Origin of the sequence: Bradyrhizobium cytisi (genome assembly GCF_008123515.1) — a bacterium.
Classification (GTDB): Bacteria; Pseudomonadota; Alphaproteobacteria; order Rhizobiales; family Xanthobacteraceae; genus Bradyrhizobium; species Bradyrhizobium cytisi.
This window is the reverse complement of sequence record NZ_VSSR01000121.1, coordinates 1-12,433: the sequence shown is the minus strand read 5'-3', so window position 1 is coordinate 12,433 and position 12,433 is coordinate 1. Positions and strand designations below refer to the sequence as shown.

Here is a 12,433-nt window from a genome sequence, read left to right as displayed (position 1 = left end):
CGCGCTGCGCCACACCGATGTCATTGAGGAAGTCAATTACGGCATCGTAGCCATCGGTGTTAGCCTTACCGACTAGATTTTCCGAGTAACCGATAATTTTTTCTCTGGCCATGAAGCTCTGGTGAGCTGCTCCCGGCGCGCACATTCTGCGCACGATAAGAGTCGGCTCTTCATCTTGGATAGAGACAACAAGCGCATGCACGGCCAGCATACGCGTCACGTTGCCGGTAAGATAAGTGATATTGCCCCAACTCGTGATGACAAGCGCATCGATTTCACGCCGGGCCATTTCCGATTTCACTGCTGCCAATCTGCGCAGATATTCTGTTCTTGGAAAGGCCTGCGGCGCTTTTGCGATTGCCATCGTTGTAGGCTCCATCGTGTCGCGTAAAATTGTACTGTTGCGGAACAGAGCGGAACGCTCGCTGCGCGATGATACATCGGTACAACACCTCGGCTACCGAATTTACTCGATATGACCCCAAACTGCGAAGTATTGTTGCGCGGGTCCGTCATATTATGCAGTTTGTCGGCCTGCAATCGAGTGTGCCGGAGTCCGGCAATCAGGCCGTCATCCGCCTTGAGCTTGGTCGGCCTATTCCAATGCTTATCGGAATGTTTCTGGAAATGGACGCGTATGCCGCAAGCGGTGATTTGACGAAGGGGGGACCCAATAAGCAGACAGGCACGAATATTGCGATCCGCGCTATAGGGCCGATCAATCAAGTCCTGGCATCTTTCTGGCTTCTCTAGTGTGGACACCGAGACAAACGGCGATCTCTGATCCAGGATCCGAATGGCATGCGAGACTCACCACCGTGTATGGCTTTCTTTCGTTTCGCACGGAAGATCAATTGCGCGCGGGTCGCCCGCAATTGAGAACCTACGAATCCGGCCAGATATAGTCTGTCTCTAGTTTCCGAGCTTGCCGAGTTCGGCCGTCAGCTCCGGAACCGCCTGGTAGAGGTCGGCAACCAGGCCATAGTCGGCGACCTGGAAGATCGGCGCGTCCTCGTCCTTGTTGATCGCGACGATCACCTTGGAATCCTTCATGCCGGCCAGATGCTGGATCGCGCCGGAAATGCCCACCGCGACATAGAGCTCGGGGGCCACGACCTTGCCGGTCTGGCCGACCTGCCAGTCGTTCGGCGCATAGCCGGCGTCGACCGCCGCGCGCGAGGCACCGACACCGGCGCCGAGCTTGTCGGCGAGCGGCTCGATGTACTTTGCGAAGTTCTCGCGGCTCTGCATGGCGCGGCCACCGGAGACGATGATCTTGGCCGAGGTCAGCTCGGGACGGTCGCTCTTGGCGACTTCCTCACCGACGAAGGACGACAGGCCCGGATCGGCCGCCGCCGCGACGCTCTCGACCGATGCGCTGCCGCCGGCAGCTGCCGCCGCGAAGGTCGAGGTACGGACCGTGATGACCTTCTTGGCATCCTTCGACTTCACCGTCTGAATGGCGTTGCCGGCATAGATCGGACGCTCATAGGTGTCGGGCGCTACCACCTTGGTGATCTCCGAGACCTGCATGACGTCGAGCAGCGCGGCGACGCGCGGCATCACGTTCTTGAAGCGTGAGGTCGCGGGCGCGACGATCGCATCGTAGCCAGGGGCCAGCGAGACGATCAGCGCGGCCAGCGGCTCAGCGAGATCGTGCGCGTAGGCTTCGCCTTCGGCGACCAGCACCTTGGCAACACCGGCGAGCTTCGAAGCCGCCTCGGCCGCAGCCTTGGTGCCCTGCCCGCCGCCGGCGACCAGCACATGAACGTCGCCACCAAGCTGGGAGGCTGCGGTCAGCGCCTTGTTGGTGGAGTCCTTGAGGACCTCGTGCTCGTGTTCAGCAATCAACAGCGTCGTCATCAGAGCACCCCAGCTTCGTTCTTGAGCTTCGACACCAGCTCGGCGACGTCCTTCACCTTGACGCCGGCCTTGCGGCCCGCGGGCTCCGTCGTCTTCAGAACTTCGAGGCGCGCGGTGACATCGACGCCGTAATCGGCGACGGTCTTGTCCGCGATCGGCTTCTTCTTGGCCTTCATGATGTTGGGCAGCGAGGCATAGCGCGGCTCGTTGAGACGCAGATCGGTGGTGACGATCGCCGGTCCCTTCAGCTTCACGGTCTGCAGACCGCCGTCGACTTCGCGGGTGACCTTGAAGTCGCTTCCTTCAACTTCGAGCTTCGAGGCGAAAGTCGCCTGCGACCAGCCGAGCAGCGCGGCCAGCATCTGGCCGGTCTGATTGCTGTCGTCATCGATCGCCTGCTTGCCGAGAATGATGAGACCCGGCTGCTCTTCTTCAGCGACCTTCTTCAGGATCTTGGCGACAGCGAGCGGCTCGACGATGCCGTCGGCCTTCACCAGGATGCCGCGATCGGCGCCCATGGCAAGACCAGTGCGGATCGTCTCCGACGCCTGCGCCGGTCCAATGGAGACCACCACGACCTCCGTGGCCTTGCCGGCTTCCTTCAGGCGCAACGCTTCCTCGACCGCGATCTCATCGAACGGGTTCATGGACATTTTGACGTTGGCGAGTTCAACGCCCGATCCATCGCTCTTGACGCGGACCTTGACGTTGTAATCGACCACCCGCTTTACCGGCACCAAGACCTTCATCGATCCTCTTTCACTCAATTGTCAATCTCATCACTCGAGGCGGTCGTGCCCCTTATGGCTCCCATGATCCCGCTGGGATTCCGGTCGGAAAGCTTCGGCCGCTTTAGCTGCCTCGCTTTACCGATCTGCTCGCCGACGAGCACGTATGCCCATCGAAAGAAAGCGTCAACATCCACGTCTACCCATCGCTTTCGCGTCGCGCGTAGTTCCGCAACCCAATCTGGATCTCTCGCAACGCGACGCCGGATCGGAACTGGCAGAGTCGATGGCGTGTCGGTTAGCGCGATACAGCACGCGCAGTATGCTCGGCATATCCAACGCAAATTCCGCTAATCCACAGCTTTGCAAGGTGTAAAGCTGCGAGCGAGCAGAAGAAGGCGCAGCTTCGATGTGCCTGCAGGTACACGGATGTCTTTACTCGTCCCGAACAGCCTCAAGCGACTCGAGCCGGGACGGTTCCCAACTAAACTCAGCGTGTTTCGCGAACTAAAGGGCGCGACGGGCCTGATCCCAGAGAGTTCTGGGCATTTGATGCATAACTTCTGCAAAGCTATCCCCATTTTGGCGAATTCAAGACAAACTGACGTATACATTGCTACGAGACCACAGACGCCATGCAGCCAGTTTGACAACTAGGAGACAAATGAATGGCCGAGGATGACGTTCAGCGGTCCGATGCGCATGGATGGTCTCTTGAGGGGCGAGTCGCGCTAGTAACTGGAGCAGCAGGAGGGCTTGGGAAGGCCATCGTGGCCGAACTGCACGAACGCGGGGCCGTCGTGCACGGCGCGGACATCGCTGGCGAGGGCGTCTTCAACGCGGATCTCTCCACTGCCAGCGGAAATCGGGAAATGGTCGCGCATGTACTCTCGACCGCTGGGCGTCTTGACATTCTCGTGTTGAATGCTCGATGTCAGTTCGTGTCACCACTTGATCAGTTTCCAGATGCCGAATGGGATCGTCTTCGAGCTGTGATGCTGGTCGGCCCCTTCTTCGCACTAAAGGCTGCATGGTCGGCTTTGACGAAAACTCCCGGTGGTCGCGTTGTCGTCACCGCGTCAGTGGCGAGCTACGGTGGTGCACGCCAGAAGGTTGCGTGCACTGCCGCAAAGCACGGAGCTCTCGGTCTGGTCCGCGTTGCCGCTTTGGAGGGTGCGGTCCATGGTCTGACTATCAACGCCGTCGCGCCGGGCTGGATGGATACCGCGCTCATGCGAGGTCAGCTAGAGGCTCAGGCTGCAAACCGAGGCGTGAGCATCGACGAGGTCGTTGCTCTTTTCCGCGCGGCGCAGCCAGGGAATCGCTTTGTCGATGTTCGTGAGGTCGCAGCGGTCATTGGTTTTCTCGCGAGCCCTTGCGCTTCCGGAATCAATGGAACATGCATTCCCGTGGATCTCGGTGCAAGTGCGAGCGCATAGGCGAACACCGCCAGATGATCTACGTTCACTAGATGGCGGCGTCCAGTGGGCTTGATGGAAGGTCAAGCGACAGCATGTCTCATACGGCTACCCAAGACGCTTAAGATGTGCGGTGGCGGCGTCAAACCCGCGGATCCCGCTCGATCTCGCCCACGCCTTAGGGGTAGGCCGACGTGTGGGAGGCCTCAGCTCTTCGCGATCTTAGGTCAGCGCTGATCGTCTGGTTTCTGCGCCATGCTCCGAAGTGATGCTGGAGCGAAGGTGATAACACTCTCATTCACCAGCGCCTCGTAGGCCGCGCGCTCAAGCCCGATATGCCGTTCAAGGACCGGCCAGCTGTGCTCGCCAAGTAGCGGCGCCGGGGTGTGCGCTCCGAGACGTTTGCCGTTTTGCATGATAGCAACGCCTGCTTGGCGCTGCGGTCCTGAGATCTCGCGAATAAGATCGATAAAGAAGCCGGCCGCGATGAGGTGTGGGTTTTTAACAATCTCCTCGGTGTGCAAGGCGGGCGCCGCCGCAACACCAGCCTGTTGGAGTATCGCGGCCGCTTGATGTGGCTCCTGCTTTTTCGTCCAGGCTGAGATGGCAGCATCGATCTCGTCGTGGCGTCGCCTTCGACATTCAGCCAAATCGAATCCTGCATCCCCAATCCATTCGGTGTGTCCGATGACGCGCGCCAGGCTTGCGAACATCTCTGTGCTTTCGACAGCGATGGCGAGCCACCGGTCCTCGCCTGCGCACGGGTAGATGCCGTGCGGCGCAAAGAGCGAATGTCGGGTCCCCCGGCGCAGCGGAGCGGCGGGATCGGCCTGATATTGCAGCAGTGCCGGCGTGGTGAACTGCAGCATCGATTCCACCATGCTGATATTGACGTATTCTCCCTCGCCGGTACGACGCTTGTGAAAAAGAGCTGTAAGAAGTGAGGCACAGCCGTAGAGGCCGCCGACCGGATCGCCGTAGGCCATATGCGCCATCGTCGGTGGCGTACCGGGACTGCCCATGAAATGGGGCAGCCCGGACCCTTGTTCCAGCGTCGAGCCGTATGCACGCGTGCCTGACCAGGCGTTACCAGTTCCGAACGCGGACATTGAGGTCATGACGATGCTCGCGTTCACCGCGACGAGATCGGCATACCCGAGGCCCAGCTTCTCCATTACGCCGGCAGCCTGGTTCTCGATAACAATGTCGGCCTTAGCAACAAGTGCGAGCGCGAGCTTCTTGCCCGCAGGGCTCGTGAGGTCGAGGCTGATACCGCACTTACCGCGATTAAGTGCGCAGTAGTGCTTGGTATTCTCATATTGCTTTGCGGCGACATATTCCGGCGTCCAGTTCACGCCTCGCCACCAATCGGGATAGCGCCCCGCCTCAATTTTCAGAACTTCCGCGCCCAAGTCGGCAAGCAACCGGCTCGCCAACGGTCCGGCCCAGCCCATTGTAAAATCCGCAACCGTGAGGCCGGATAACGGCAAGTCATCCTGAAGTGGTCCACCCTGTGATGCATGAGCAGACGGCCCTGGTTGAGCGATTAGCTCGCCGTCCATTGCGTTGAGCGTCTTGCGCGTTGGAGTCTTGATGAGACCGAACGGGGTGCGAGGAACCTTGAACAGACCGCTCCGCGTGAATAGGTTTGCAAACGACTCCCGCGCCGCAAAGATTGGATGGCTCAAAATTCCGGCAGCGTCGGGCACCACCACGATCGGGACCCGGTGGCTGCGGCCACGTTCCGCCCACTGCTCTGCTGTGCCCACGCTTAGGGCATTAATCATTGCCTTTTCGACTTCGTCGAGCCGCTCAAACCGCAACTGTCGTGTCGCGAGCTTTTCGTCGGTCCCTTCCTTTTCCATCCCCAGGACGATGCAGAGCGATTTCCATTGATCCGGCGTCGTCGCAGTGATGCCAACCCAGCCGTCCTTGCAAGGGTAAATGCCAAGCGGTCCATGAGGCGAGAAGCGGTTGACGCCCTGCCGCTTTATCGGCGCACCGTCTTGTTCAACATAATAGATATGCATTTCGCTGACCACGAGGTTCGCCTCAAGAATGCTGAGCTCCAAACGGCGCGTGACTCGGGTCGGCTTGGCCAGCATTGCGGCGAGCGCCGCGATATAGGCTGTGACCCCGCCGATCATCGTCGCGTGACGGTCGCCTGCATGCAGAGGCGGCCCCTCCACCGGCCCTGCAAGATGTGGCATCGCGGTCAGGGCCTGAATGACAAGATCGCTTCCCTTCCACGCCTCGTAGGGGCCCTGACGGCCGAACCACGTTAGGTCGACGGTTGCTTTCTTGGGGTTAACGTCGAACGCGCTGAAATTGGAGTCTTCACCGATTAATGCGAGATCGGCCACCCGGCACAGACGTTGAATGGCCTCCAATTCCAATGGCGCGTCGGAAACGAACTTGTCGGCAGACAGGTAGGCGGAAAACGCCTGCTCCGCGTCCGTCTGTTCACGTACGATCGTCGGCGGGTCGCCAACCATCGTGACGGCTGTCACCGATGCTCCGGCATCGGCTAGCAGCCGGCCGCAGTATGCGCTCGCGGCTCCGTTGCCGATCTCGATCACCGTCAAACCCGCCAAGGCGCGCTGATTTTTTGATTGCATTTTTTCCAAGTCCCTAATGAACGACGCTCCCCACGAGGATCTAGAATGTCGCGAAGCGCGCCGCCGATGAAGTTGAAGACCAATGCGAGCCGAAAGATCCGATCGCGCCGAGGCTCACCGACAAGGCAACTTGACTGCCGTAGATCAGCCGCGAGCATCTATCGCGTCCGAGATGGCCTGATCCGAGCCTGTACGAGGCTGTCATCCCTTTGAGGAGGTTGCCGAAGTGCATGCCATCGGGATCGAACGGCGCAACATGTTCGGCAAAGATCGCGCAAATTAGCATGACAGCGAGCACCACAACGCCAAAGACGGCAGTGGCAATGGGAGCCAGCTTCCAAAGCATTACGAGTTGAGGGCTTGTCTTGACCGCTGTAAACAGCGGCGACCGCACCTGATCGGCAATCGCATCAGACGCCATATCTGATCCCCGGAACCAGCGATGCGCATACGATATCGCAATCAGCACGCTCAGCGCCAAAAACAGCACTGCGACCTGCACGACCGCAAAATCGTGCTGAAAGATCGCCAGTACGATAAAGCTGCTCAAACTGAGGGTGCCGAGATGCGTTTGAATGACGACCGCCCCAGCAAAGACTTGCGCGATCTGCAGACCCAGCGATGTCATAAGGGGGCAACAGCGCGTTGCGCAGCCAATGAACCCAGATCACGACGGCATTCGGCATGCTCTTGGCGCGCGCTGTCCCGACGTGGTCCTCCGCGACAACCTCGAGCATGGCAGAACGCGTCTGGCGCATGAGGAGCGCGCAACTAGTGACAGCGAGTGCCATTGCTGGCAGGATGATGTGCGCTAGCCATCCGGGCAGACAGTCGCTGAACGGCACATAGACTTGCACCGGAAGCCAGCGCGACTCCATGCCGAGCAGCAAGATCGTGATGACTCCGCACCAGACAAGGATCGCAACGGCGGCCACGGAGAGTACCGTGGCGCCATAATCGGCAAATCGTCTTCGATAGATTACCGAACAGATACCCGCCGGCAGTGAGAGTATAACGGCACGCAGCACGCCCATCACGCCGAAACCGCGAGTGAGTTGGGCCCTTTCCGCCAGTTCGCCCGCCACACGAGGACTGTTCTGTACCGAGCGGCAGAAGTCACCGTGTACGCGCTTGCCGGGCAGAGCGCGTATTTAACAACGACCGGGTGATCGACATTGTGTTCCTTGCGAATGACGTCGAGCTGCTGCCTATCCAGCACCTCGCCGACGCCGACGAAAGCACGCGCCGGATCGCCGGGAACGGTCCACAGCATGCCGAAGATCAGACCGGTGACGATGCACGGCAACGTAGTCATGTGGAATACCCGCCGGAGCAGGAAGCCAAGTATTGGGTTCGTCCCGGCATGAGCGCCGCCCAAGATGTATCACTCCCGTTGAATGCTCACGGATCTTGCAGTCATTGCCGCCACGCGACCGCGCTCAGTGAAACTATAAAGACGGTCGACACGTAAAGATCGCGAAGAACCGTGCAGAGACTGCAGAAAGCCTGCAAAATGATGACCTCTGATTGCGGATTCCGACGCGGAGCCGGCGGGGCATCCGGTCAATCGTCGGCTACGGCTGCGATCTGTAGCCGGCCGGGGATTCCGATCTCATCTCTTGGAGGAGCACCGGTGCTGGCCGAACGCGGGCAGCCCGGTGCGCCGGTGGCGCAAGAAGCGCCGCGGCACGGGCTGAACGCGAAGCCGTTTGCACACTCGCGGGATCAGCAGCGGCAAGAAGATGACGTGCCGCTGCGGTGCGACGTGAAATCTCTGCCGTGGCCTTCAGAATGATCAGATTCTTTACCAGCCGTCGACGAACGGCCGCTTCTTGCCGATGCGAGTCGGCGGCGGCGGGACCGAGCGCAACCCCGCGAGAATCCACTCTCTCGTTTTAGCCGGATCAATCACGTCATCGATCTCGAAGAACGATGCTTCGTTAACCGCCTTTCCGTGTTCGTAGCGATCGGCAACCATGCGCTTAAAGGTGGATAAGCGCTCCGCCGGATCCTCTATCGCGGAGAGTTCATTGCGCCGATCGAGCTTCACTTGGCCCTCCAGCCCCATGCCTCCAAATTCACCGGTTGGCCACGAGATTGTGAACACTGTAGCATGGAAGCTGCCGCCAGCCATGCCCATCGCGCCAAGACCATATCCCTTGCGAATGATTACGGTGAAGGTGGGCACACTGACATTGGCGCCGACGAGGTACGCTCGGCAGCAATGTCGAACTAGCCCTGTCTTCTCATGTTCAGGGCCGACCATATTGCCCGGCGTGTCACACAGGAATAGCAGCGGAATGTCATGAGCATCGCACAATTGCATGAAGCGCGCAGCTTTATCTGCTGCAGGACTGTCAATAGCCCCAGCCAGGTGCACCGGATTATTCGCGACGACTCCGATCGGTTTGCCTTCTATGCGTATTAGCGCTGTGATCATGCCTGGACCGAATCCACGGCGGATCTCCAGCATCGAACCAGTGTCGGCCATTGTCTCGATAACCTTGCGCATGTCATAGGCGCGTAGACGATCCCTCGGCACGACGTGCCGAAGCAGGCGCTGGTCGGAGCAACTCCAGCCGGATGTCGCTCCCTGAAAGTACGAGAGGTACTGCTTAGCCACAGCGACCGCCTGGGTCTCGTCTTCAACCGCAATGTCGACCACACCGTTGGGGACTTGCACGCTCATGGGTCCGACTTCTTCCGGCTTGAACACTCCAAGCCCGCCTCCTTCAATCATCGCAGGTCCAGCCATACCGATCGTCGAGTTTGCCGTCGCGATGATCACGTCGCAACAACCGAGCAAGACAGCATTCCCAGCAAAACACCGCCCCGATGTGATCCCGACCAGCGGCACGAGACCGCTCAAGCGCGCAAAGCGATTGAACGTAACGAGCTCCAGTCCTGCAACGGAGCGGTGATCGGAGTCACCCGGGCGGCCGCCACCGCCTTCGGCAAACAGAACCAGCGGAATGCGCCAGTTCTCGGCAAGACTGAACATCCGGTCCATCTTCTCGTGACCTTTCGTGCCCTGTGTGCCGGCAATTACCGTGTAGTCGTAAGCGACGACAGCCGCACGGCTGTCCTTGTCTGTGAAATGATCACCGTTGATGGTTGCGAGGCCCATGATCAGGCCGTCCGCCTGGGTCGTTTCGATCAATTGCTCCATAGGCGTCGTGCTCCGCCGAGCGGCAACGACCAGCGCGCCGTATTCATGAAAGGAGCCGGGATCTACGAGAGCTTCAATGTTCTCGCGAGCCGTACGCTGGTCGGTGCGCCTACGCTTTGCAACTGCCGCCGGGCGATTGATATCTTTGGTCTTCTCATGCCGCTCCAGCACCTCTGCGAGATCCGGCCGGATTTCGTCGAGATCGATCTCTTGGTCATTCTCAGGCGCGTGCCCCGCAACGTCGCTCGGCTCTATAAACGCCAAGGGATGGCCTTCAAAAATCGTGTCACCAATTGCGATGGTGAGCAATTTGAGGCGTCCACCAACCACAGCCGTGATCAGGTGCTGCATCTTCATCGCCTCCATGACGAGGATCTGCTGGCCTTTGCGGACCAAGTCGCCCTCGTTGACGCTGATCGAGACGATCGTTCCTTGCATCAGCGCCAGTAGCGGCACGGTGCCATCAGGCCCAGCTAAACCAGTGTGGTCGTTGATCGCCTGTCTGCCGCTATTTCCGGTTGCCTCATCGCGCCTCTCCTGACCATAGGTGAGCACCGCGAGCGGATCGCGCGCATCGATGCGAGCGCCGGCCGGGTGACGTATTTGCGTTCCAGATTCCGGTTGAAAGTAAAGGCTTGGGTGGGCGTCATCGTCCATTGCCAGCAAATCGGCAATCCGCTCCTCCACGAATCGCGTATGGATGCGGCCGGCGCGGAAGTCGGGGTGCTTTAGGACCGATTTCAGAAAACCGGCGTTGGTCGGCGCGCCCGCGATGCGGAACTCCGACAGCGCGCGATAGGCTCGCTCGCCAACCTCGGCGAAATCGTCGGACCGCGCATGCACGATCACCTTGGCGAGCAGCGAGTCGAACCGCGGGTTGGTGCGATATCCGGCGTAGCCATAAGCGTCCACGCGGATCCCGGGACCGCTCGGCGGCTCAAACACACTTAGCGTTCCACCACACGGACGCGCTTGTCCGTCGTCCGACATTGTCTCCATGTTGACGCGCATTTGGATGGCAATGCCGCACGGTGAAGATATTGACGCCTGATCGAGCCCGATATCGCCAAGCCGCGCACCACGCGCGATCTCGAGTTGCGCACGCACCAGATCGACGCCCGTGATCTCTTCAGAAACCGTGTGCTCGACCTGCAATCGCGCATTAGCTTCGATGAAAGCAATTTTGGCAGCGCCTGAACCGTCGGACGCATCCACCAGGAATTCGAAGGTACCGACGTTGCGATACTTCACGGCGGAAGCCAGATTGACAGCCGCCTGTAGTAGCCGCTGCCGAACATCGCCATCGAGCGCCGGCGCCGGCGCGATCTCAATCAGCTTTTGCCGCTGCCGCTGCACGCTGCATTCGCGCTCCCAGATGTGACTGACCGCGCCAGTGCCATCGCCGACGATCTGCACCTCCACGTGCCGGGCCCTCGGAAACAGCTCCTCCACATACACGTCGGCATTGCCGAACGCCTGCAGCGCCTCCGCACGGCAGAGTTCATAGGCTTGCTCGAGCTCTTCGCGGCTATGCACTGGCCGCATACCGCGGCCGCCACCACCAGCGACCGCCTTGATCATCAGGCCGCCGAGCGAATCGAACATCCGACCCGCCTCGGCCAATGTCGTCGCCTGCGACGTCCCGCGCATCACCGGCACGCCGCATTTCGTCGCCATCGCGCGAGCGGACCCTTTGTCGCCGAATACGTTCAGCGTCTGGGGCGATGGCCCGACGAACGTAATACCTGCATGACCGCAGGCGGCGGCGAAATCGGCATTCTCGCTCAAGAAACCATACCCGGGATGAATGGCATCGCAGCCCGCCTCTTTCGCAACAGCAATGATTTGCGCGGCATCGAGATAGGCTTTCGGTCCCATACCTTTCAGCGCGCGCACATCGTCGCATCGCCTTGTGTGCAGTGACGTAGCATCATCTTCGGAAAAGATCCCGACGGAACGGATTTTCAGGTCGGCAGCCGCGCGGGCAATCCGGATGGCAATCTCGCCGCGATTGGCGATCAGAAGGCTCTTCATATGGAGTACTCGATTTCTATCATGTATTCAGCACGGCATCGTTGCCGATCAGGCTCTGTTCGCTGCGCGCAATAAATTTCTCGACGGAAAGGCCGAGATCGCCGGCACGCGAAACGAGAGGCGCACCGAACGCCGCACAGCATTCGGTGACGCGCACGTCGCAGGCCGTTAGCTACTTCTTGAAACTGACTTCCTGGAAAGCACGCCACTGTCCGGGCCACGGCCACCCGCGGAACGCGATGTTGTCCCGCCAGGCGAACGTGACGATTGGGCGATAGGTGGTCACGCCGCCGAGGGCGTTGTCGTGCTTGTAGCGGGCGATCTGCTTGATCAGCTCCAGCCGCTTCTCCGGGATCATGGTATTCTTCAATTCCTCGATCATCGCGTCCGCTTTTGGATCGCTGGTATGGGAAAACGCGCCGAAGCCCTTGCCCGGAAGGAAGCTGTGTAGCGTACCGGTCCATGGCTCAGCCGGATCACCCGGGAGGCCATGGCCCCACATAAACGGCAAGAGGCCGTCCATCTCGGGCGGGGCGTGGCCGCGGCGGGCGAGATTGACAAAGGCCGAATACTCCAGCCCCCGCACCTTGCAGCGAATGCCGA

Annotated in this window: 9 protein-coding genes and 2 pseudogenes; 1 reads left to right on the top strand and 10 read right to left on the bottom strand. The window is 60.1% G+C overall.

Annotation, left to right across the window (positions count from 1 at the left end):
* The 3 genes from FXB38_RS40930 to FXB38_RS40920 all read right to left on the bottom strand — a co-directional run.
* On the bottom strand, positions 1-364 hold a 364-nt coding region (locus tag FXB38_RS40930; RefSeq protein ID WP_246230603.1), incomplete at its 3' end, for an aminopeptidase P family N-terminal domain-containing protein.
* A gap of 548 nt (positions 365-912) precedes the next feature.
* Positions 913-1,863, bottom strand: a complete 951-nt coding sequence (locus tag FXB38_RS40925; RefSeq protein WP_148756548.1) for an electron transfer flavoprotein subunit alpha/FixB family protein — start codon at positions 1,861-1,863, stop codon at positions 913-915.
* Entirely contained in the window at positions 1,863-2,612 is a 750-nt protein-coding gene (locus FXB38_RS40920; protein WP_148756547.1) for an electron transfer flavoprotein subunit beta/FixA family protein, read from the bottom strand. The genes FXB38_RS40925 and FXB38_RS40920 overlap by 1 nt, the downstream gene beginning before the upstream one ends.
* A 647-nt stretch (positions 2,613-3,259) precedes the next feature.
* On the opposite strand from FXB38_RS40920, the gene FXB38_RS40915 reads away from it, so the two are divergent.
* Positions 3,260-4,030 carry an SDR family oxidoreductase gene (locus FXB38_RS40915; protein WP_148756546.1) on the top strand — a complete coding sequence of 257 codons (771 nt, stop codon included), beginning with the start codon at positions 3,260-3,262 and terminating at the stop codon, positions 4,028-4,030.
* A 206-nt stretch (positions 4,031-4,236) separates the two neighbouring features.
* Here FXB38_RS40915 and FXB38_RS40910 read toward each other — a convergent pair whose 3' ends face one another.
* The 7 genes and pseudogenes from FXB38_RS40910 to FXB38_RS40885 form a co-directional block, all read right to left on the bottom strand.
* Entirely contained in the window at positions 4,237-6,627 is a 2,391-nt protein-coding gene (locus FXB38_RS40910; RefSeq protein WP_148756545.1) for a CaiB/BaiF CoA-transferase family protein, read from the bottom strand.
* 40 nt (positions 6,628-6,667) lie between these two features.
* Positions 6,668-7,255, bottom strand: a complete 588-nt coding sequence (locus FXB38_RS44385; protein WP_148756544.1) for a hypothetical protein — start codon at positions 7,253-7,255, stop codon at positions 6,668-6,670.
* 16 nt (positions 7,256-7,271) lie between these two features.
* Positions 7,272-7,661: pseudogene (locus tag FXB38_RS45255) on the bottom strand (ABC transporter permease subunit); the annotation flags it as partial.
* The gene (locus FXB38_RS40895; RefSeq protein WP_283812824.1) at positions 7,661-8,005 is read right to left on the bottom strand and encodes a hypothetical protein; all 345 of its coding nucleotides are present in this window, start codon (positions 8,003-8,005) and stop codon (positions 7,661-7,663) included. The pseudogene FXB38_RS45255 and the gene FXB38_RS40895, both read right to left, overlap by 1 nt.
* A 426-nt stretch (positions 8,006-8,431) precedes the next feature.
* Positions 8,432-11,830, bottom strand: a complete 3,399-nt coding sequence (locus FXB38_RS40890; RefSeq protein ID WP_148756541.1) for a carboxyl transferase domain-containing protein — start codon at positions 11,828-11,830, stop codon at positions 8,432-8,434.
* Between the two features lie 19 nt (positions 11,831-11,849).
* Positions 11,850-11,987 carry a hypothetical protein gene (locus FXB38_RS43370; RefSeq protein WP_187435504.1) on the bottom strand — a complete coding sequence of 46 codons (138 nt, stop codon included), beginning with the start codon at positions 11,985-11,987 and terminating at the stop codon, positions 11,850-11,852.
* 15 nt (positions 11,988-12,002) lie between these two features.
* Positions 12,003-12,433: pseudogene (locus FXB38_RS40885) on the bottom strand (ABC transporter substrate-binding protein); the annotation flags it as partial.

Bases quoted from the DNA above. Each gene is read 5' to 3' on its own strand.
- FXB38_RS40915 (WP_148756546.1), top strand. From the start codon at position 3,260: ATGGCCGAGGATGACGTTCAGCGGTCCGATGCGCATGGATGGTCTCTT.
- FXB38_RS40925 (WP_148756548.1), bottom strand. From the start codon at position 1,863: ATGACGACGCTGTTGATTGCTGAACACGAGCACGAGGTCCTCAAGGAC.
- FXB38_RS40910 (WP_148756545.1), bottom strand. From the start codon at position 6,627: ATGCAATCAAAAAATCAGCGCGCCTTGGCGGGTTTGACGGTGATCGAG.
- FXB38_RS44385 (WP_148756544.1), bottom strand. From the start codon at position 7,255: ATGACATCGCTGGGTCTGCAGATCGCGCAAGTCTTTGCTGGGGCGGTC.
- FXB38_RS40890 (WP_148756541.1), bottom strand. From the start codon at position 11,830: ATGAAGAGCCTTCTGATCGCCAATCGCGGCGAGATTGCCATCCGGATT.
- FXB38_RS40920 (WP_148756547.1), bottom strand. From the start codon at position 2,612: ATGAAGGTCTTGGTGCCGGTAAAGCGGGTGGTCGATTACAACGTCAAG.